Origin of the sequence: Nonomuraea fuscirosea (genome assembly GCF_003001935.1) — a bacterium.
Lineage (GTDB): Bacteria > Actinomycetota > Actinomycetes > Streptosporangiales > Streptosporangiaceae > Nonomuraea > Nonomuraea fuscirosea.
This window is the reverse complement of the sequence record NZ_PVNG01000042.1, coordinates 1-21766: the sequence shown is the minus strand read 5'-3', so window position 1 is coordinate 21766 and position 21766 is coordinate 1. Positions and strand designations below refer to the sequence as shown.

12 protein-coding genes are annotated in these 21766 nt (G+C 67.7%); 4 read left to right on the top strand and 8 right to left on the bottom strand.

The window, feature by feature from the left end; all coding sequences use genetic code 11:
- Positions 1 to 79: 79 nt before the first annotated feature.
- The 4 genes from dnaE to nhaC all read right to left on the bottom strand — a co-directional run bounded on the left by dnaE (position 80) and on the right by nhaC (position 7983).
- The gene (dnaE, locus tag B0I32_RS53585) at positions 80 to 3631 is read right to left on the bottom strand and encodes a DNA polymerase III subunit alpha (RefSeq protein WP_106253000.1); all 3552 of its coding nucleotides are present in this window, start codon (positions 3629 to 3631) and stop codon (positions 80 to 82) included.
- A 100-nt stretch (positions 3632 to 3731) separates the two neighbouring features.
- Positions 3732 to 4991, bottom strand: a complete 1260-nt coding sequence (locus B0I32_RS53580; RefSeq protein ID WP_106252998.1) for an arginine deiminase — start codon at positions 4989 to 4991, stop codon at positions 3732 to 3734.
- Positions 4992 to 5027: 36 nt separating this feature from the next.
- Entirely contained in the window at positions 5028 to 6473 is a 1446-nt protein-coding gene (locus tag B0I32_RS53575; protein ID WP_106252997.1) for a basic amino acid/polyamine antiporter, read from the bottom strand.
- Complete coding sequence (nhaC, locus tag B0I32_RS53570) at positions 6466 to 7983, bottom strand: Na+/H+ antiporter NhaC (protein ID WP_106252995.1); 1518 nt, start codon at positions 7981 to 7983, stop codon at positions 6466 to 6468. Before nhaC ends, B0I32_RS53575 begins: the two co-directional genes overlap by 8 nt.
- A 509-nt stretch (positions 7984 to 8492) precedes the next feature.
- Between nhaC and B0I32_RS53565 the strand changes: the two genes are divergently transcribed.
- Both B0I32_RS53565 and B0I32_RS53560 read left to right on the top strand, forming a co-directional pair.
- Positions 8493 to 8999 (top strand): hypothetical protein, encoded by a 507-nt coding sequence (locus B0I32_RS53565; protein WP_106252994.1) that lies wholly within the window; start codon positions 8493 to 8495, stop codon positions 8997 to 8999.
- Positions 8989 to 11547 carry an ATP-binding protein gene (locus B0I32_RS53560; protein WP_181308805.1) on the top strand — a complete coding sequence of 853 codons (2559 nt, stop codon included), beginning with the start codon at positions 8989 to 8991 and terminating at the stop codon, positions 11545 to 11547. The genes B0I32_RS53565 and B0I32_RS53560 overlap by 11 nt, the downstream gene beginning before the upstream one ends.
- 242 nt (positions 11548 to 11789) lie before the next feature.
- Here the strand turns inward: B0I32_RS53560 and B0I32_RS53555 are convergent, their stop codons facing one another.
- The 4 genes from B0I32_RS53555 to B0I32_RS61285 form a co-directional block, all read right to left on the bottom strand.
- Positions 11790 to 13439 carry an OmpL47-type beta-barrel domain-containing protein gene (locus tag B0I32_RS53555; protein ID WP_146178691.1) on the bottom strand — a complete coding sequence of 550 codons (1650 nt, stop codon included), beginning with the start codon at positions 13437 to 13439 and terminating at the stop codon, positions 11790 to 11792.
- A gap of 83 nt (positions 13440 to 13522) precedes the next feature.
- Positions 13523 to 17461: a ThuA domain-containing protein gene (locus B0I32_RS53550; protein ID WP_219912501.1), complete on the bottom strand. Its 3939-nt coding sequence runs from the start codon at positions 17459 to 17461 to the stop codon at positions 13523 to 13525.
- 175 nt (positions 17462 to 17636) lie between these two features.
- Positions 17637 to 18605, bottom strand: coding sequence for a multicopper oxidase domain-containing protein (locus B0I32_RS53545; protein WP_219912500.1), 969 nt, complete (start codon positions 18603 to 18605; stop codon positions 17637 to 17639).
- 787 nt (positions 18606 to 19392) lie between these two features.
- Positions 19393 to 19518, bottom strand: a complete 126-nt coding sequence (locus B0I32_RS61285) for a hypothetical protein (RefSeq protein WP_281262689.1) — start codon at positions 19516 to 19518, stop codon at positions 19393 to 19395.
- A gap of 332 nt (positions 19519 to 19850) precedes the next feature.
- Here B0I32_RS61285 and B0I32_RS57180 point away from each other — a divergent pair, with 332 nt between their 5' ends.
- Both B0I32_RS57180 and B0I32_RS60705 read left to right on the top strand, forming a co-directional pair.
- Entirely contained in the window at positions 19851 to 20036 is a 186-nt protein-coding gene (locus B0I32_RS57180) for a hypothetical protein (protein WP_146178690.1), read from the top strand.
- A gap of 495 nt (positions 20037 to 20531) precedes the next feature.
- Positions 20532 to 21766: PAS domain-containing protein (locus B0I32_RS60705; protein ID WP_245956701.1), on the top strand; the 1235-nt coding region annotated here is incomplete at its 3' end.

The following is a 21766-nucleotide window of genomic DNA, read 5'->3' as shown; positions in this document are numbered from 1 at the left end:
GTTCAAAGCCGCTTGAACGCCGGTTACAGCGATTTTCCAGTGGCGTACGCGCCCTGGCGGCAGAGCTCGATCCGCCGGCTCACAGCGACAGCGCCTCCGGGCCGAGCAGCGCCTTGATGTCGGCGGCGAAACTCGGCTCGGCGTTGACCGGCCACTCCGGCAGCGCCATCACCATGACCTTGCCGGCCGGCCGCCGCAGGTTGACCTGGAGCGGCACCTGGCCCTGGTGCATCTTCAGGACCTGCCGCAGCTCGTCCAGCAGGGTCGGCGTGATGCGTTCCTCACGCAGGAGCAGGGTGATCGGCGCGCCGGACTCGTTGACCCCGGACACGTCGATGATGGCCATCTCGTTCGCGAAGATGCTGATGGCGCCGTCGCGGTTGTTGATCTGGCCGGCGACCGACACCACGATGTCCGGCCGCAGTTCCGGCCCGTACAGCTCGTAACTGCGGGGGAAGAACAGGCATTCGACGGCGGCGTCCATGTCCTCGACCGTGAGGATGGCCCAGGTGTTGCCCGCCTTGTTCACCCGCCGGTCCACCTTCGTGACCAGTCCGGCCACGCGGACGTCGCCGCGGTCGTCGCGCCCTGAGTCGAGCAGGTCGACGATCGTGGTGTCCCGGTTGCGGGCGAGCAGCCGTTCGGTGCCGGCCAGCGGGTGGTCCGACACGTACAGGCCGAGCATCTCCCGCTCGAAGTCGAGCTTGGTCTTCTTGTCCCACTCCGTGTCGGGGATGGCGATCGTGAACGCCGCGTCGTCGTCCGCGTCGTCCATGCCGCCGAACAGGGAGTCCTGGCCGTGCGCCTCGTTCTTCTTGATGTCGATGACGGACTCGACCGCCTGCTCGTGGATCATCAGCAGGCCCTTGCGCGGGTGCGCCATGGAGTCGTACGCGCCCGCCTTGATCAGCGACTCGATGACGCGCTTGTTGCAGGCCGTGAGCGGCACCTTGGCGAGGAAGTCGTTGAAGTCGGTGAAGCGCCCCTTCTCCAGGCGGGCCTTGACGATCCCGTCCACGACGTTCTCACCGACGTTGCGGACCGCGCCCATGCCGAACCGGACCTGCGTGTCGCCGACCGCGACGAAGTCGAGCTGGGAGTCGTTGACGTCCGGCGGGAGCACCTGGATGCCCATCTTGCGGCACTCGGCCAGGTAGACGGCCGCCTTGTCCTTGTCGTCGCCGACGGAGGTGAGCAGGGCGGCCATGTACTCGGCGGGGTAGTTGGCCTTGAGGTAGGCGGTCCAGTAGGCGACGAGGCCGTAGCCGGCGGTGTGGGACTTGTTGAAGGCGTACCCGGAGAAGGGCAGCATGACGTCCCACAGCGCCTGGATGGCCTCGTCGCTGTAGCCGTTGCCGCGCATGCCGGCCTGGAAGTTGGCGAACTCCTTGGCCAGGATCTCGGGCTTCTTCTTACCCATGGCGCGGCGCAGCAGGTCGGCGCCGCCGAGCGAGTAGCCGGCCAGCTCACGGGCCACGGCCATGATCTGCTCCTGGTAGACGAGCAGATGGAAGGTCGGCCCGAGGATCGGCTCCAGCGCCTCCTTGAGCTCCGGATGGATCGGCTCGATGTCCTGGCGGGCGTTCTTGCGGTGGGCGTAGTTGGTGTGCGCGTTGGCCGCCATCGGGCCCGGCCGGTAGAGGGCGAGCACGGCGGCGATGTCCTCGAACCGGGTCGGCTCCATCAGCTTCAGGAGCTGCCGCATGGGGCCGCCGTCGAGCTGGAACACGCCGAGCGTGTCGCCGCGGGCCAGCAGCTGGTAGGTCTTGGTGTCGTCGAGCGGCATCGTCAGGGTGTCCAGCTCGACACCCCGGTTCTGCTTGATGATCTTGATGGCGTGGTCGATGATGCCCAGGTTGCGCAGGCCCAGGAAGTCCATCTTGACCAGGCCCATGTCCTCACACGACGGGTAGTCGAACCCGGTGATGACGACGCCGTCCTTGTCCCGTTTGTGCATGGGGATCAGGTCGAGCAGCGGGGTGGAGGACAGGATGACGGCGGCGGCGTGCACGCCGGTGCCGCGGATCAGCCCCTCGATGCCGCGGCCGGTGTCGATGACCTTGCGCACGTCGGGGTCGTTCTCGTACAGGGCGCGCAGTTCGGTGCCCTCGTTGTAGCGCGGGTGGTCCTCGTTGAACATGTCCGCGAGCGGGACGCCCTTGCCCATGACGTCCGGCGGCATCGCCTTGGTGATCTTGTCGCCCATCGCGAACGGGTAGCCGAGGATCCGGCTGGCGTCCTTGACGGCGGCCTTGGCCTTGATGGTGCCGAACGTGTTGACCTGCGCGGTGAACTCGCTGCCGTACTTCTCGGTGACGTAGGCCACCATGCGGTCGCGCTGGCGGTCGTCGAAGTCGAGGTCGACGTCGGGCGGGTTGATCCGCTCGGGGTTGAGGAACCGCTCGAACAGCAGGCCGTGCTCCAGCGGGTCGAGCTCGGTGATGCGGGTGGCGTACGCCACGATGCTGCCGGTGGCCGATCCTCGTCCCGGCCCGACCGGGATGCCGTTGTCGCGGGCGTACTTGCAGATATCGGCGACCACGAGGAAGTAGGAGGAGAACCCCATCGGGCCGATGACCTTCATCTCGGTCTCGTACCGCTCCAGCACCTCGGCGGGCACGGGGTCGCCGTACCGCATGACGAGGCCCTGCTCCACCTCCTTGCGCAGCCACGACTCCTGCGTCTCCCCCTCGGGCACGTCGGGGAAGTCCGGCATCCGGTCCACCTGCTTGAACACGTCGCCGTAGTCGCCGATCATCTCGGCGACGAGCAGGGTGTTGTCGCACGCCTCGGCCAGTTCGGGGAACAGGCGGTACATGTCGTCGGCGGACTTGAGGTAGTAGCCGGACCCGTTGAACCGGAACCGGTTGGGGTCGTCCTTGTTCTTGCCCACGCCGACGCACAGGAGGCTGTCGTGCGCGTCGGCCTGGTCCTCGGTCACGTAGTGGGAGTCGTTGGTGGCGAGCAGCGGGATGTTCAGCTGCCTGGCCAGCCGGAGCAGGTCCTCGCGCACCTCACGCTCGATGTTGATGCCGTGGTCCATCAGCTCCAGGAAGTAGTTCTCCTTGCCGAAGATCTCCTGGTATTCGCCGGCCACCCGGACGGCCTCGTCGTACTGGCCGAGCCGGATCCTGGTCTGCACCGCGCCGGAGGGGCAACCGGTCGTGGCGATGATCCCGGAGGCGTGCTGCGAGATCAGGTCCTGGTCCATGCGGGGCTTGGAGTAGTAGCCCTCGAACGAGGCGAGCGACGACAGCCGGAACAGGTTCCGCAGCCCGTCCGCGTCCTTGGCCCACATCGTCATGTGGGTGAACCGGCCGCCGCCGGAGACGTCCTTGCCGCCCTCGCCGTCCGCCACCCCGGTCTCCGCGCGCTGCCCCCAGAACACCGGCTTCTTCACGAACCGGCTGTGCGGCGCCACGTACGCCTCGATCCCGATGATCGGCTTGACCGGGGATCCCGCGGCGACCTTCTGGAACTCGTACGCACCGAACATGTTGCCGTGATCGCTCATCGCGATCGCCGGCATCTCCAGCCGCTCGGCCTCCTTGAACAGCGGCTTCAGCTTGGCCGCTCCGTCCAGCATGCTGTACTCGGTGTGCACGTGCAGATGCACGAACGACTTGCTCACCCGGTCCCCTTAACGCTCGCCCCGGCAGACTTACCGCAAGAGCCTATTCGGTCCTGTGGGGCTTTTGGGGCGGGTGGCGGCGATCGTCAGGTCGCGGCGTTCAGACCGGGTCCCGCTGGATGGGACACGTCATGCAGTGCGTGCCGCCGCGGCCCTTGCCGAGCTCGAAACCCTCGATCTCGATGACCTCCACGCCGTGCTCGCGCAGCTTGCGGTTGGTGAACTGGTTCTTGTGGTAGCCGACGACCACGCCAGGGGCCAGGGCGAAGAAGTTGTTGCCCGAGTCCCACTGCTCGCGGGCCTGCTGGTAGTCGTCGCCGCCGGTGGGCACGATGTCCAGGCGCGGGATGCGCAGCGCGTCCTGCAGGGCCGGCAGCAGGCCCGCCTCGCGGTGCACGTCCAGGGTGCCGCTCTTGTCGCCAGGTCGCAGGCTGTAGGCCATCGCGGCCTCCATGAACGGCGGGTAGGCGCTGGCCTTGTCGGCGTCCAGGAAGGTGAAGACGGTGTCGAGGTGCATGTAGGAGCGGGCCTTGGGCACCTCGATGGCGATGACCCGCTCGGCGGCCCCCGCGGCGAACAGCGACAGGGCCAGGTGCTCGATGGTGCGCGGGTTGGTGCGCTCGCTGATCCCGATCGCCACCGTGGCGTTGCCGATGGGCATCATGTCGCCGCCCTCCATGGCGGCGTTGCCGAAGGACTCCTCGTCGAAGCGGTCGTCCTCGCCCGCGTAGGGGTACCAGTAGGCGAAGTCCTCGCCGGCGAACATGGGGTGGTGGTGGTAGATGGTTGACTGGTTCATCGTCTCCAGCAGCCGGACGTGGAAGTACATCGGGTTGAGCGACACGCCGCCGTACAGCCAGGCCGCGGGATCGCGCTGGTAGAGCGAGTTCGGCAGCGCGGGCAGGATGAACTCGCGCGGGTGGCAGGAGGCGGCCACCAGCGAGTGGCCGTCCAGCTCCGCCACGCCGAACTCCTCCTTGGTCAGGCCGCCGACGAGGTGCCTGGCCAGCCTGTCCCCCGGCCATCCGGCCAGGGTCTCGCGCACGCTGTCCACGAGCGCCGGGCCGACGGTGAGGTGGGTGACGGCGTGCTCGACGGCGTGCTGCTTGGCCTCGAAGCTCGCGTCCAGCGCCTGGGCGAGCAGCTCGTGGTGGTGGTAGACCTCGACTCCGCGTTCGCGCATCACCTGCACGAAGGCGTCGTGCTCGGCCTGCGCCTGCTCCACCCACAGGATGTCGTCGAACAGCAGCTCGTCGTTGTTGGACGGGGTGAGCCGGCGCAGGCTCAGGTCCGGCCGGTGGACGATGACCTTGCGCAGGGTACCCACCTCGGAGTGCACCCCGTAGAGCTGATCGGTCATGGGCGCTGATCCTTCCTTGCTGTGCCGCGGGCGGCTCTAGATCGTGATGCGGCCGGTGATCAGGGCGGTGACGCCGAGAACGGCTCCGGCGGTGACGATGATGAACAGGACCAGTTCGGCCCGGGAGAAGGGACGCAGGCCGCGTTCCCTGCGGGTCAGGACGAACAGGATGGTGCCGGGGGCGTAGACGATGCACGACAGCAGCAGGAACTTCAGCCCGGCCGCGACGATGAGGAAGGCGGTGTAGAAGGTGGCCAGCGCCGCGATCGTCAGGTCCTTGCCCCGGCCGGCCGGCGTGCGGTCGTAGGTCTCGCCACTGAGCGCCAGGCGTAGCGCGTACCCGGCCGCCAGCAGGTACGGGATCAGCGACAACGCGCTGGTCAGCTCCAGGGTGAAGGTGAAGGCGTCGTCGGAGAACAGGGTGATGAACAGCACGGCGGTGATGAGGGCGCTGGTCATCACCAGGGCCGCGACCGGGGTGCTCCGCTGGTTCTCGCGGGCGAGAAAGGCCGGCATGTCGGCGTCCTTGGCGGCCACGAACAGCACCTCGGCCGCCATCAGCGTCCAGGCCAGGTACGCGCCCAGCACCGACACGATCAGCCCGACCCCGATCAGCCCCGCGCCCCAGGCGCCGACCACGGACTCCAGCACACCGCCCATGGACGGCTGGCGCAGCCCGGACATCTCGCCCTTGGGCAGCACGCCGTAGGACAGGATGCTCACCGAGGCGAACAGCGCCAGCACGGCCAGGAAGCCCAGCACGGTGGCCCGGCCGACGTCGGCGCGCTCGCGGGCGTAGCGCGAGTAGACGCTCGCCCCCTCCACGCCCAGGAACACGAACACGGTCACCAGCATCGTCGCCCGGACCTGGCCGAACAGCGACCCGGCGGAGCTCCCGGGATCGCCCAGCAGGTTCGCGCCGAAGACGTCCGCGCGCAGCGCGACCGCCACGATCACGACGAACAGCAGGATCGGCAGCAGTTTCGCGACCGTGACGATCTGGTTGATCCGGGCCGCCTCCCGTACGCCGCGCAGGATCATGAAGTGGAAGGCCCACACCCCGGCCGTGGAGACCACCACCGCCACGATCGTCGCGCCTTCACCGAAGACCGGAACCACCAGTCCGATCGTGGACTTGATCAGCACCCAGTAGGTGACGTTGCCGACGCACGCACTGGCCCAGTAGCCGAAGGCGGAGAAGAAGCCGGGGTACTGGCCGAAGCCCTCCTTGGCGTAGGCGTACACACCGGCGTTGAGGTCGGGCTTGCGCACCGCCAGTGTCTGGAACACGAAGGCCAGCATGAGCATGCCCACCCCGGCGATCACCCAGGCGACGACCGCGCCCAGCACGCCGGTCGCCTGGGCGAAGTTCCGCGGCAGCGAGAACACGCCGGCGCCGACCATGGACCCGACCACCATTGCGGTCAGGACCGGCAGCGACACGCCGCGCGTGGTCTCCGTCCTCGTTACGGTCTCATCCACTCTGCGGCTTCCTCTCCTCGCGCCCGCCCTCCGGGGACCCGTGTTCGACCTTGAAACCGGTGAACCCGTACACGACGCTGAGCAGCGGGCTGGCGATGTTGAAGAAGCAGAACGGCAGGTAGGCCAGCGTCGGCACGCCCAGCACCGCACCCATGAACGCGCCGCAGGAGTTCCACGGCACCAGCGGTGAGGTGACCGTGCCACTGTCGGCAGTCAGCCGCGACAGGTTCGTCGGAGCCAGGCCACGCTTCGTGAACTCGACCCGGAACACCCGCGCCGGCAGCACCAGCGCGATGTACTGGTCACCGGCCACGATGTTGAGCCCGAACGCGCTGGCGAACACCGCCACGAACAGCCGGCCGGTGCCCTTGGCCGCCCGCACCATCGGCTCGATCAGCCGGTTGAGCAGGCCGAACTCCTCCAGCAGTGTGCCGAACGTGACCGCGCCGATGATCAGCCACAGCGTCGGCAGCATGCTGTCCATCCCGCCGCGCGACAGCAGCCGGTCCACGTCCGCCAGGCCGGAGGTCTTCTCGTACCCGTTCGCCATCGCCCGCCAGGTCGCCTTGATCCCGGCCACGACCGGGTTCAGCGCCGGCTCACCGACGAACGCGCGGATCACCGCGGGCTGGGTGATGATCCCCACGATCCCGGCGAAGATCGCCGCCGCGATCAGCGCCAGCGTGGCCGGCACCTTGCGCGCCGACAGGACGACCAGCAACAGCAGCGGCAGCAGGTTCAGCGGGGTGATCCAGTAGAGGTCCCCCAGAGCGGTCAGCTCGCTGCCGGTGTCGCCCAGGTCGGTCGCGGCCGGCCCCCAGAACCAGCCGATCAGCAGGAACAGCACGAACGCGATCACGAACGCCGGGATCGACGTCCACGCCTGCCGCTTGATGTGCTCGTAGACGTTGACCCGGACCATCTGCGCGGTCAGCACCGTGGTCTCCGACAACGGGGACAGTTTGTCCCCCAGGTAGGCGCCCGAGATCACCGCTCCTGCGGTGATCGGCGCCGACACCCCCAGCATGGTCGCGATGCCCACCAGCCCGACGCCGATCGTCGCGGCCGTGGTCCACGAGCTGCCGATCGACATCGCCACGATGCCGCAGAGCAGCGCGGCGGCGGCGTAGTACCAGCCCGGCGACAGCAGCTGGATCCCGTAGTACACCAGGGTCGGGATCGTCCCGGACATGTTCCAGGTGCCGATCAGCGCGCCCACCGCCAGCAGGATGAAGACCGCGCTGGTGATCGACGACAGCGCGCGCTGCCCGCTGGCCTCGACCTCCTCCCACCGGTTGCCGTTCTTCAGCACCACCAGCATCGCGACCATCGCGCACAACACCAGCGCCACCTGGATCGGCCCGTCGAGGGCGGTCAGGCCGAACAACGCCAGCGACCCACCGATCAGAACGACGAGCGTGCCCAGCACGATCACCAGATCGGCCACCGACGGCGGGCGAACCGATCTGCCCGTGTCCTGCTGTGTGTCGCCTTCCTTGCCGTCGCTCATCGCCTCGTCGCCGGCGTACCCGCCGTCCCCCCCGACGTCTCTTGTCCGCCCCTCACCACCGAGGAAGCTGAATGACAGGCGACCTACCCCCGCGGCTGTGACGACAAGGTGCACACCAGGTCAAGTTCCTGCTATGTCGCCTGGCCAATCCCCGGCCTGCTCAGCACCGTGACGCGTTGAAACGAAGAACGGGCGACACCAGTACATCCTGGCTGTCTTCGAGCACGCCACATGACCTACATCCAAGTAGTCATCGACAGGCGCACGGTCGACGTTGGCGCTCGCCATGTGACGGTCCGAAGTGGACATCTCTTAACTTTTGTATCGGCACTCACATAGCGCCTCTACTAATTTCCGACCCAATGGCATTCCGTTCATCAAATCTGGATATATCAACCCAAATGGGAACAGAATCTCGACATCTCAAAGGAATCGAGTTCCACCCCGGATAGCGCGCAATACACTGCCTATGCCTCTATTATGACGATATACGGATGAGGTGAGGAACGTTGGACGCCTTGATCGAGGCTGCGTGCGCGGCACTGCTGGGAGCGATGGCCAACGACGCTTGGTCCATGGCTCGAGCGCGTTTCGCCCGCCTGTTCGGCCAGGGCGACGCACGGCAGGAGGAGATCACCCTAGAACGGCTCGACCAGTCCGCAGCGGCCGTCGAGGCGAGCCCTCCGCAAGCCCATGAGGCCATCCGTCAGAAGTTGCTTCCCTCCTGGAGGACCCGGATCGGGGATCTGCTGCAGGAGCAACCGGAGATCGCCGACGAACTTCGGACACTAGTGGAGCAGATCCGGGGTCAGCTGCCTCCGGCGCAGGCGGCGACCATACAGACCAACGTCGCCTACGACCAGGGGACGGTTTACGCCGTGCAGACCGGGGTGCAGAACATTCATCGTTTCGCTCCTACAGAACTGGAACGTTCCACATCCGGAACTCCCGATGTTCGTCCGGAGCCGCCGCCGTCGGGCAGGCGAGCCGACACGGGCGGACCGCATGACGAATGACAACGAGGCCGACGACGGCGAGGCTTCTGGCGTCGTCGGCGATCGAGAGTCGGCTCAGGACGGCTTGGGGCGTCGGCAAACATTTAGGCAGGCTAACGCCGGAAATAACGTCAACGCGCAACAAGGCGGCGTACAGAACAATTACTTCGCCGCGCCCCCGGCGCCTCCGCCCACACCGCACGAGTTACCAGGGGATGTATTCGGATTCACCGGCCGAGCGGACGAGCTCGGCCAACTCGACGCACTTCTCCAGCGCACTGATGACCGGCCGGCAGCAGTATTGATCTCCGCAGTCTCCGGCACGGCAGGGGTCGGCAAGACTGCTCTCGCGATTCATTGGGGACACCGGGCCAGGCGGCATTTCGCGGACGGCTGTCTTTACGTGGACCTCCACGGATACGCCGATGGCCAGCCGGTACGACCCGGAGACGTGCTGGGCGGTTTCTTACGCAGCTTGGGCGTTCCCAGCGATGAAATACCGGACGACGTCGCCGAGCGCGCCGCCCGTTACCGGTCCTTGCTCGCCGACCGGCGGATGCTCCTGATCCTCGACAATGCACACTCGACGGAGCAGGTTCGTCTTCTCCTCCCCGGCACGGCCTCCTGTCTGGTGCTCGTGACCAGTCGTGACTCCCTGGTCGGGCTGAGAGCCCTGCACGGCGCTCGGCGGATCGATCTGGACGTCCTTCCACTTGAGGACGCGGTCAAGCTCCTTCGCGCGATCGTTGGTCCACGCATCGATGCGGCCCCCAACACCGCGGCGGCCTTGGCGCAGCTATGCGCCTGCCTTCCCCTCGCACTGCGCATCATGGCAGCACTCGCCTTGACCCGTATCGACGACTCCTTGGACGACTTGCTCATCGAACTCACCGAACTCACGGACGAGCAGGCCGGCATCCGTCTCGACGCGCTGGAGGCCGAGGACTCCTCTCTGCTCGCGGTACGGACGGTCTTCTCGTGGTCGTATCGCTATCTGCCGCCGGACGCTGCCAGACTCTTCAAGCTGCTCGGCCTGAACCCCGGCCACGACATCAGCCATGCCGCCGTCAGCGCTCTTCTCGGGAACGGTCCACGACAAACCGCCTCGCTCATCAGAGCTTTAGCCGGCGCCCATATGATCCAGAGAACGCAGCCGCACCGCATCACGATGCACGACCTGCTGCGTTCATACGCCCGCGAACGTGCGGCGGAGGACCCCGAACCGGAGCGGCGACAGGCCCTGCAGCGTCTGCTGGACCACTACCTGTCCATGGCACTCGACGCCACCGACAAGCTGCTTCCGAGCGAACCGCAGCGGCTACTTCTGGATATCAAGGCGACAGAGCGCCAAGTGGTTTCACTGGCGAATGCCCAGCAGTCTCGTGAATGGTTCGACGCTGAACGTGCCAATCTCGTGGCGATGACCGCGTACGCCGCCCGCCACGGCTGGCCCCGGCTGGCGGGACAGTTGTCGACGGTGATGTGGTACTACCTGAGCGTAGGGGCACATCGTTCAGACGCCCTCGCCGTGCACACACACGCCTTGCAGGCGGCGCGCAACCATCATGACCAGGTCGCGGAGGGGCGAGCATTGGGCAATCTCGGCCTCACCTACTGGCAACTCGGCCGCCATAGGGACGCCTCCGCCTATTTCACGTCGGCGCTGGCCATTTTCAAGGAAATCGGGGACGTGGAGCGAGAGGGCAACGCCCTGAACAATCTGGGTGTGGCAGCCGAAGCCATGGGCAACTATCCGACGGCCACCACCTACTATCAACAGGCCCTGATCGTCCACGGTCGGCTCGGCGACCGGGTCGGCGAAGGGATCGCCCTCGACAATCTTGGGAATATCGCCTATCGAAAGGGAGAGTACGACCAGGCTCTCGCTCGTCATCACGATGCTCTGCTCGTCTTCGAAGAAGTCGGGGACGACCAGCGGAAAGGCGTCTGCCTCAACAACATGGGGAATGCCTTCTTGCGCATCGGAGACCGTCGCCAGGCCACGAGCTGTCAGCGGCAGGCACTGGCCCTCGCGCGGTCGACCCACGACCGCGTCGGTGAGGGGGTCGCGCTGGGCGACATCGGGGTCATCCTGCATACCTTCGGCCGCCACCGCCCGGCTCTCACCCATCATGAACGAGCCCTCGTCATCGCCCGGAAAATCGGCGATCCGCCTGACGAGGCGCTGGCGTTGTACAACCTCGGGAGGACGTGCAAGGCGCTGCGACGGCTTGAGGTGTCCCTGAGCTGCCACCGGCAGGCCCTTGGCATCGCCATCGAGACAAGCGACCGCGGCTTGGAAGCGACCGCGCTCATCGGTCTGGGTGAGACCCTCGTAGCCGCCGGAAAGTATGAGGACGCCGAGAAATCGTTCCACGCCGCATTGAGCATCGCGCAGCAGATCGACACGCCTTACGAACAGGCATGCGCTCTCCAGGGAGTTGGCGACTCGTGCCAAGCCACCAGCCGAGGAGCCGAAGCGCTGTTCCGGTGGAAGGAAGCCCTCGCCCTGTACACCCGGCTGCGTGTCCCAGAGGCGGCGAGGCTCGCCGTCCGTGTTGTCCACTAGGCGGAGGCGGATGGCGAGGGGCTGCGGTAAGTCCGGACATCCAGATCAGGGTCTTACCGTGCCGCCAAGCTATGGTTCGTACCACTTCAGCGCGGGCACCCACTACCCCTTCGCACCGGCGGTCCTGTTCAGAGGTCGCACAGCCAGGCAGCGTGCTTCTGCCCTGGGGCAGCCATCGCCGACCAAGCTCGGCAGCGTCGAACCGCGCCGCCTGGTCGGACGATGGCCGCCCCGCGAGGCGTTTACGCGCCGCCGGGTTCCACGATCATGAAGGTGGCCGTGCCCACCGCCATGTTCCCGGCCTTGTCGGTGGCCCGGTACGACAGGGTGTGCGCGCCGGGCTGGTCGACCCGCAGCGGTTGTGTGTACGCGGCGAACGGCTGGCCGTCCAGCGAGTACTCCACGGTGTCCAGCCCGGAGCCGACGTCGCTCGCCGTCAGTTTCACCGTCGCCGCGCCGACGTAGTTCCAGGCCCAGTCCTGGGTGCCGGTGATCGCGGCCGACACCTGCGGCAGCGTGGTGTCGTCCTCGGGAGACACCACGGTGAACCGCAGCGTCGCCACCGGCGAGGTGTTGCCGGCCTTGTCGGTGGCCCGGTAGGAGAAGGTGTGCGCGCCCGCCCGGGTGACCGAGACGGGGGACGGATACTCGGTGTAGGCCTCGCCGTCGAGCGAGTACTCCAGTGTGGCGACCCCCGACTGGGTGTCGCTCACCGAGAGCAGCACGGTCGCCGAGCCGACGTAGTTGCCCGCCGAGTCCTGCCGGCCCGACAGCACCGCCGAGACCTGCGGCGGAGTGGTGTCCTCCTCCTGCGGAGCCACCACCGTGAACGCCACCGAGCCCACCAGCGAGGTGTTGCCCGCCTTGTCGGTGGCCCGGTACGACAGCGAGTGCGCGCCGGGCTGGGCGACCGGCAGCGGTTGCGTGTACACGGCGAACGGCTGGCCGTCCAGCGAGTACTCCACGGTGTCCACGCCGGAGCCGGCGTCGCTCGCCGTGAGCGTCACCGTCGCCGAGCCGAGGTAGGTGCCCGACGAGTCCTGCCGGCCCGACAGCACCGCCGAGACCTGCGGCGGAGTGGTGTCCTCCTCCTGCGGAGCCACCACCGTGAACGCCACCGAGCCCACCGCCGAGGTGTTGCCCGCCTTGTCGGTGGCCCGGAAGGTCACCGTGTGCGCGCCGGGCACGTTGACCGACACCGGGGCCGAGTAGGCCGCGTACGGCCCGCCGTCAAGGGCGTACTCGACGGTGTCCACCCCGGACTCGGTGTCGCTCGCCGAGATCGTGACCGTCGCCGCGCCCACGTAGCCGCCGTTCTCGTCCTGGTCGCCCGTCACCTGCGCGGAGACCTGCGGCGCGGTGGTGTCCTCGCCGCCGCCCTCGGTGACGACGAGTTCGCCGACCATCTGGCCGTGACCGGGGATCACGCAGGAGTAGCGGTACTTGCCGGGGGTGAGGTTCACCTGGGCGACGTGCCGGCCGCCGTCGGCGTCGAAGGGGCTGGCGATGATGTTGAGGCTGACGTCGTGGTTGTAGCCGGGGGTGGAGGTGTCGAACGTCAGCGTGTGCGTCATGCCGGTGGTGTTGCCGGTGGCCGTGCTGTTCTCGAAGACGATGGTGGCGGGGCCGGCCGTCGCCGATTCCGGCGCCGACTTGTAGGCGATCATGCTGTCGTCGGCGGTCCAGGTGAGCTCCTGGTCCGCCGCCTTCGTGCCGGTGGGTTGCGTGGCGGTGAGCTGCGTACCGGGTTTCGCGGCGGCCTGGATCGACGGCAGGAAGAGCGCGGGAAGCGCCACGGCGAGCAGCACCACGGCCAGGCGCGGCGCCGTCACCGCTCCGGCCGCCCGGCGTAAGGACCTGATCACGAGAGAGGGCAGAGATCGGACACGCATGGGTCGATGCACCTTTCCGAGCTGGGGTGGAGTGCCGGGCGCGGGGACTGCTCCCCCGCCCGGCACCCGGCCGGCGTACCGTCCTAGAGTTCGCGTACGCGGATGTTGCGGAAGTCGATCACGTCGGTGTTGCTGTGGTTCTGCAGCCCGATGAACCCGCTGATGAACTGGCGCAGGTCCGTGGGCGGGTCACCGGCGCGGGACGACGCCTTGCCCGGCGTGTTGTCGAACTCGCTGATCACCGTGCCGTTGCGGATGATCGTGTAGTGCTGGCCGACCACCCGGACCTCGTAGTCGTTCCACCGGCCCTTCGGCGTCGCCCCGGCCCGGTTCAGGTCGTTGGGCGAGAAGTTGTAGACGGAGCCCGTCTTCTGCGGCTCGCCCGTGTCGCCGTCGTAGATCTGGATCTCGTGGCCGCAGAAGATCGCGACCCACGCCGCTGACGTGCGCGCCGAGCCGACCGTGCCGCAGCTTCCGGCGGGACGCTGCTCCAGCGGGGTCCTCGGGTCGGGGAACCGGACGAAGACGCCGCTGTTGGCGCGGGCCGGGTCGGGCGCGCTGTCACGGAACTGCAGCCGTACCGAGAAGTCCGCGTACGCCTGGTCGGAGTACCACAACATGCCCAGACCGCCCGAGCCGCGGATCGTGCCGTCCGGCTGGAGGGTGAACTGCCCGGACGGGGCCTGGCTCCAGCCCAGCAGCGACGCCGCCGTGCCGTCGAAGATCGGCTGGTACCCGTTCACCTTCCCGACCTCGGACCTGGCGCCGGCGGTGCGCAGCGCCTCCGCCTCCTGGGCGGTGATGACGCCGTCCGCGAGGAGCTGGTCCACCACGGCCTTGATGTGCTTGACGAACTGGTTGTGGTTCTTCCAGACGCGCTCGTCGTCGATCAGGTCGTTGATCGTGCAGCCGCCGGCGACCGCCTTGTTGCGTACGCCGGTGAAGGCGTCGAGCAGCTGCACCGTCGGCCGGGCGTCGGGCGCGGCGCAGCCGACCGTGACCGGAATCTTCCCGGTGGCCTGCTCGCCGTCGGCGTAGGTGACCTTCAGCGTCGCCTGGTAGGTGCCGAACCCGGCGTAGGTGTGCGTCGGGGCGGCCTGGGTCGACGGCTCGCTGCCGTCGCCGAAGTTCCACTCCCACGCCACGCCGCCGGCCTGGGCGCTGGAGAACGTCATCGTCCTGGGGTCGGCGTTCTGCCGGGCGGGACGCGCCATGCCGGCGGCCGGGTCCGGCGTCGCCGGGCCACCCTTGTAGGTGATGCGGATCAGCTTCTGGTTGGCGTGCAGGCTGAAGAAGCCGTTGCCGTAGTCGAGCAGGTAGAGCGCGCCGTCGGGACCGAACTTCGCGTCCATCCACGACTGCAGCTGGTTGGCGCCGACGCCGCCGGGGATGATGCCGCGCAGGTCCTCGGCGAACGCCGGCCGGCCCGCGTCCCTGGCGGTCTCCGGGTTCACGGTCACGGCGATGCGGTTGTTGCTGTTGCCCTCGTCACCGATGAACCACTTGTTGTCCCAGTACTCCGGCCACGCGACCCCGCTGCCGGTGTCGGTCTGCGAGCGGTGGTAGGTCGGGCCCGTCATGACCGCCTGGTTGCCGCCCTTGAGGTAGGGCATGGTGAAGGTCTCCTCGCCCTGCTTGTACGTCGGGAGACCGCTGCCGTCCGTCCGCTTCGGGTAGACCGGGCCACCGCCCTGCGGCGAGTACCAGATCATGTTGGCCCGCGCCGGCGGGATGTCGACGAGGCCGGTGTTGCGCGGCGAGGTGTTCTTCAGGTTGTCGCAGTCGTACCACGCGGCGGGCTGGGTGGCGTCGTTGTTGCTGCGGTCGCGGTAGGGCTGCTTGTTGCCCATGCAGTACGGCCAGCCCTGGTTGCCGGCCGAGGTCAGCACCGTGAGGGTCTCGTACTTCGCCGGTCCCCACGTCTCGCTCGGGCCGAAGGCGTCAGGACCGACCCAGCCGGCCGTGATCCAGTCGTTCTCCTTGTCCCACTGCAGCCGCGCGATGTTGCGCACGCCCATCACCCAGATCTCCGCGCGGGTCTTGCCGCCGCCCTCCTCCTTGCCGGTGAACAGGTTGCCCTCGGGGATCGTGTAGGTGCCGTCGGGCTCCGGGTGGATGCGCAGGATCTTGCCGTTGAGGTCGTTGGTGTTTCCGGCGGTACGGCGGGCGTCCTGGAACGAGGTGCCCTTGTAGTCCTGGGTCCAGTTGTTGCCGGAGTAACCGCCGGATCCGCCGGAGGAGTTGCTGTCACCGGAGCCGATGTACAGGTTGCCGTCCTCGTCGAAGGTCATCCCTCCGCCCGCGTGGCAGCAGCTGTGGATCTGGGTGTCCCACTGCAGCAGGTCCTTGCGGCTGCTCAGGTCGATCGTCTGGGTGCGCGACTCGTAGTTGAACCGGGAGACCGTACGCTTGCCGATCCGCCTGTCCCGGTCGATGGACTCGTGCGGCATCCAGTACGCGTAGATCCAGCCGTTCTCCGCGAAGTCCGGGTCGAGCGTGATGCCGACCAGGCCCTCCTCGTTCTTGATCAGCTCGTCGCCGCTGCCGCGGTTGCCCATGACGGGCAGCGTGGCCAGCAGCTTGGCCTGCTTGGTCCGCGGGTCCCACTGGTGGATGGTGCCGCAGCCGAGGCCCACCTTCGGGTCGTTCCAGTCGGGGATCGGGCCGGTGGCGCAGGCCGCCTTGCCGATGTAGAACACCTTGCCGTTCGGCGCGATGGTCAGGCCGTGCGGCTCGCCGATCTGGTCGAGCTGGCCCTGCGTGTTCGGCGTGGTCAGCCGTTCCACGGTGTAGTTGGCCGCGATGGTCGCCTGGCAGTCGCCCCTGACGATGCCGGTCGCCCACCGGATGGCGCCGGTGAGGTGCGTGCGGAACTGCTTGTCGCCGTAGCTCGCCGTGGTTCCGCCCATGCCGGTGTAGAAGGAGCGGCCGCCGTCGTAGTCACGGCACCAGGAGACCGGGTGGAACGCGCCGTTGCCGTCCATCTTCGGGTTGTAGGTCCACTCCTCGACCTGCGCGATCGTGTGCACCTTGCCCACCGGGTTTGGGTCCCAGCTCAGCCACTTGTCGGTCCGCGACAGGGTGAGCGGCAGGCCCTCGTTCGCCGGGTGCTGACGGTCGACGATGTCGACGACGGCCTTCTGCTCCTTCGGCGCGGGAGGAGGCGCGGAGTCGGGCCCGAACAGCCGCAGCTCGGCGAGCTGGGTCAGCGGCTCGCCGCCGTTCGCGGTGACGTCGAGCCGGTAGTACTGGTACGCCGTGGTGTTCTCGAACTCGTACTCCTTGGTCTGGAACCGCTGGGCGAAGGTCTGCCCGGTGCGCCTGTCGAGATCCGTCCAGGTCGTCCCGTTCTGCGAGCCCTGGAGGGTCCAGTCCTTCGGGTCCCGGCCGGTGAAGTCGTTGGCCGACGTCAGCGCGTAGTGCGCCACCGCGACGGGCTTGTCCAGCTTGCCCTGCACCCACGCGGTCGGCGTCCTGGCCAGCCACTTGGTGTCGTTGTCCCCGTCGAACACCTTGTCCTTGGTCTCGTTCGGCGGGTTCTCCGCGCTCGCCGCGCTCTCCGTCACCTTCTCCGCGATGGGCAGGGCGCCGACGGGACGGGTGCCGATCAGCTCGGTGAACCAGGCCGAGTCCACCTGCGCGCGGGCGGCGTCACGGATGCCGACGAACCCGCCGCCGCCCCTGATGAACGCCTGGAACGCGGCGAGCTGCGCGTCGTCCAGGTTCACGCCCTTGGCGGACAGGAACACCACGCCGCGGAAGCGCGCCAGGTTGTCGGCGGTGAAGACCGCGGGATCCTGGGCCTCCTCGACGGTGAACCCGTTCTTCTTGCTCAGTTCCCTGATCGCCGTCGCGGCCGCCCGTACCGGGTCGTCCTGCTGCGCGGCCTGACCGCTGAAGACCAGCACGTTGACGGCGGCCTTCTTGGCGGCCGGGGCGGGGGCCTGTGCTTGGACCTGCGCCTGAACGGCCGGAGGCGCCAGCCCGAGCACCAGGACGGCGACCGACAGCGTTGTCAGCACGCGCCGCCAGACGGGCGGTCGGGACGATAAATGACCTGTTCGACCCATCATTGCTCCTTGGGAATGAGAGTGATGCGGGACCATGTGCGGGATGAGTTCGGGGCGTCCGCGTGGGGCCGTACGGCATGGGGCGCCCGAATCCGGACGATTCGGCGCTCAGGGCCGGGCGCGGCCGTCAGTGGCCCGTGTGGGCACCGCCGGCGTGGTGATCGCCCGGATGACCTGGCACGTTCCCGTCCGCGTCCGTCACCTTGAAGATGCCGGCCATCCCCATGTCGGAATGGCTCTGGACGTGGCAGTGGTACATCCACGCCCCTGGGCCGACCCGCTCCCCCGCGATCAGCTGGAAGCCGAACGACTCGGCGGGTCCGGTGATCTTGGTGTCGATGATCCGGCTCGGGTCCTCGGGACTCTCCAGCATGCCGGTGCGGTTGTCGGCCCAGCGGTGCCCGTGGATGTGGAACGTGTGGTAGAACTCGCCGTGGGTGATCACGATCCACTCCACCCGCTCGCCGACCTTGGCCACGAACTCCGGCGCGGCGTGCGCGGGGCGGTTGTTGATCATCATGTCGTTGAAGACGACGGTGAACGTCTTGTCCGGCCTGACGTCCTTCTTCCGCCGGACCACCAGCGGGCCGTAGAGCCCCTGCCGGATGCCGATCGTGCCGTGCGGGGTCCCCACCACGTGGTCGTGATAGTGCCAGTAGCCCGCGCTGCCCGGCTCGATGCCGGCGCCGCCGCCACGCTTGCCCTGCGGGTGGGTGCGCCAGATGTAGGTACGCCGGCCGCCGGGCTCGACCACGCCGTCGTTCAGCCGCGTACCGTCGCTGGCTATGTCGTAGTCCACCCCGTGGACGTGCAGGCTCGCCGTCACGTCCGCGTTGTTGACCATCTCGATCTCCAGCGTGTCGCCTTCGACCATCTCGATGAGCGGCCCGGGGATCGTCGCCTTCCCGGGCTCCAGGCCGTAGCCCAACTGGCCGTCCGCCAGCCGCTCGGCGTACAGGGTGATGCGACGGACCGCGCCCACGGACGTGCCGGCTGTTGCCGACGTCGCGCTCGGATTCGCTGTGACCAGTGGCGCCAGCGCGGCAGCCGCCGCGGACGTGGTGAAGGCACGCCGGGAGAGCAGGCTTTTCGCCATGCCTCTGCCTACCTCGGTCATGGTTCCCCAATCGGTGCGCTTGCGTGAGGGTGACTTGGGGGTGCTCGAAACAGTGCGCTCGCGCGCGACGTCGGTTCAGGCCTAAACCGGTCGCGTCGGGATTGGTTGATGCTGAGGGGTAGTTAGACCGATCATCGATCGAAGTACGCGCCATTTTCGGCGGAATGTCAATAAGTAGCACCAAAAAGAGTCAAAACCTCCACCCCTGGCCGGCCAAGGCCGAAGGCCTCGACGAGGGTGCCCGGCCGGGCCGCCAAGCTGGTCATCGCTGGAACCGCTGGATGCCTACCGGACTCCGCTGAAGCGGCTCGGCCTCAGTGTCTTGTTCGAGCCGCGGCCAGATGGGGCCAATCCTCACGGCGTGCCGCGAGTCGCCCCGGCGATCCGGCTGATGGCAGCCTTCCGATAGCGCTGAGCGACGAAGCGTGGAGAAATTCGTGGCTGGACAGCGGGCGAGCGTGGGTGTTATCGATGGTGCACAGCACCGATCACCTCATGCCGCCTTTATTCACCGCGCCCGCATCCCTCGTTCCTTTCCCCCTTACCCCTCCCCCGCCCCACTGCCCTGAGCTTGGAGTGGTGATGGTGATCAATATGCGTTCGCGCGCCTTATGCGTGATCACAGAGTTAGCCGTGTTGGTGCCCGGACTGGCGTCGACGCCTCCCCAGCCCACGGCCGCGGAGACCGTCGCCCCGGAATGCGCCCCGGCGCGCCGGGCCCGGCGCAAGGTCTCCGAAAGCAGCCCTCGGTTCCCTCCGCCGGCCCTCAGGCGGCCGTGCGGAAGCCCTTCACGACCACCGCCGACGGCGAGAGCGCCGAGACGATCACCCATGACGAGGCCCGGCTGGACATCGGCAGTGCGGCGCTGGACGAGCCGGCCGAGATCGGCATCACACCGCTCATCCCGGAGCAACTGCCGGTGCTGGGCGCCGGGATGGACAACGTCACCGACGCGCCGCGGGCCGGCTACCGATTCACGCCGACGCCGTTCGAGTTCGAGACGGACGTCACAATCAGCCTGCCGTACGACGCGGCGAAGCTGACGGCGGCCGGGCTCACCCTGCGGGAGGGTGAGCTGCCCGGTTCGCCGACCCCGACGCGGTGCGGGTGGCCGTGCCGCCCGAGGACGACGAGCTTTGGTCGGCCAGGATCGAGGCCGGCGACACCGGTAACCCACCGAAGGCCCCGGCGGGCCCCACGACGACCCTGCAGGGGCTGTGCACATGCTGGAGAATCGTGAAAAAGATCATCTGGTCGGCGACAAGTCGGCCCGGATCCCGGTCGTGTCAGGCGGTTGCCTCCGTATGGGAGCCGAAGACGTGCTCGTGGCCGACACGGCCGGCGGACGCCGTTTCACTTTCGGCCCACCCGCCTGCGAAGGCGGCAGATGGACGCTGCCCACCCGCTGACCTCTCCCACGCGCCCCTGCGCCTGCCGCTTACGGGTGCTGTGAGGCCATCAACCACGCGGCCTTCGTTCGTTTCAGGGTTGGTGGCCGCCGAACCAGCTGAGCAGTCCCCACAGCGTGGCTCCGCCGGCGGCGAGCCCGTACAACAGGGCTGACGGCCACGTGGAACCGTCCGCGATCATGAGAGCCGCGGCGATACTGGTGACTGCCGCGGTCGCCACCGTTATCAAGACAACACGATCAGGATTCATCGGCCGCTCTGAACAGTGAGCACCAGAGAGGTCGAACGAACGGGGCAGTGCACATGGACTCCTTGCGTTGATGTCGCGCCAGGCCATAGCGGAGCCGGAAAGCGACTCCCTGAGCCCAAGAAAGCCAGAGTCCTCGGGCGTTGCGCCACACTGCAACACCACCGGCAAGGGGTTGCAGACAGTTGGCAACGCCCGGGAAGGCGCAACTGACGGGAAGGACGTGACCGAACCCGGATGATGGACAGATGAGCGAGATTTCCCGCCGTCCGGTTGCGTTAGCTCCATTGAGCCCCGGCCTCAGTCCACAGACGATGGCCTGGGTAACAGAACTGCGTGCGCAGTTCGCCGCGTTGGGCATTTCGATCTGCCTGTTCTCCCGGCTTCATCCGATCGACAAGGGCACCGTTTCCCGGTACCTCAGCGGTAAGCGCGTCCCCACTGACCGATGGTTTCTCGACAAGATCCTGGCTCTGCGTACAGCCTCGGGTGAATCAGTGACAGAGGAAGTCCGCGAACACTTGACCAACCTCCAACTGGCCGCTCTCCAGGTGGCGCATCCACACGAGTACCGCCTCAGGAAGGCGACAGATGAGTTGGACATCGCGGTCACGCGCTGGAAGGAGGCGGAACGTTACGCCCACAACCTGGAACGACAGCTGAATGAGCGCACTCACGCCCTCGAGGCTGTGCTCGCCGAGACTGATCGGCTTCGGGTCGCGTGGGACCACGACCGTGCTCAATACCTCGAAGAAATCGCTCGCCTGACCGAGCAACTGGCACTCGCCCGCGGCAGAGCCCTCAAAGCCGAAGAGCGGGTTCAGGAGATGGAAGCTCTTCTCAGTCAGTTGGAGACCCAGCAGCCAGATGAGGGCGGGTCCGCCGCCGACATCGTGGACGATCAGGTCAGCTGGCGGAGCGCGACTGCTTACATGGCAGCCGCGCAGTCGCAGGTGGTGTGGATCACCTCGCCCGCCGGCGTCGCCATCGAGGACGCCCCGCAGTGGCGTGCCATCACCGGCCAGGGCCTGGAGGAATACCTGACCAGCACCTGGCTGGGCGTCGTGCATCCCGAGGAGCGCCAACGAACCGAGAACGCCTGGCGAGAAGCCCGGCGTGAGCACAACATCTTCGAGTGGAACTGCCGGGTGCGGACCAGGGCCAGCGGTTACCGCCACTTCGAGGTGCGCGCCGTGCCGATCATCCGCCACGGACGACTGGTGGAGTGGGTTGGCGTCAACACCGACGTCACCCGACAACGCGAGGCCGAGGAGATGCGCGGCAAACTGACCGACCAGCTCGGCGCCGCCACACTGCGTACCGCGCGGTTGCAGGGCGCCACGGCCATGCTGGCGGAAGCGCTCACGGTCGAGCAGGTGGCGCAGGTGATCATCGACGTCGGCCGCACCGCCCTGGCCGCCGACCGCTCGGCGGTCGCGCTGCTCGACACCGACCGCGCCGCGCTCAAGCTGATCAACGGCGA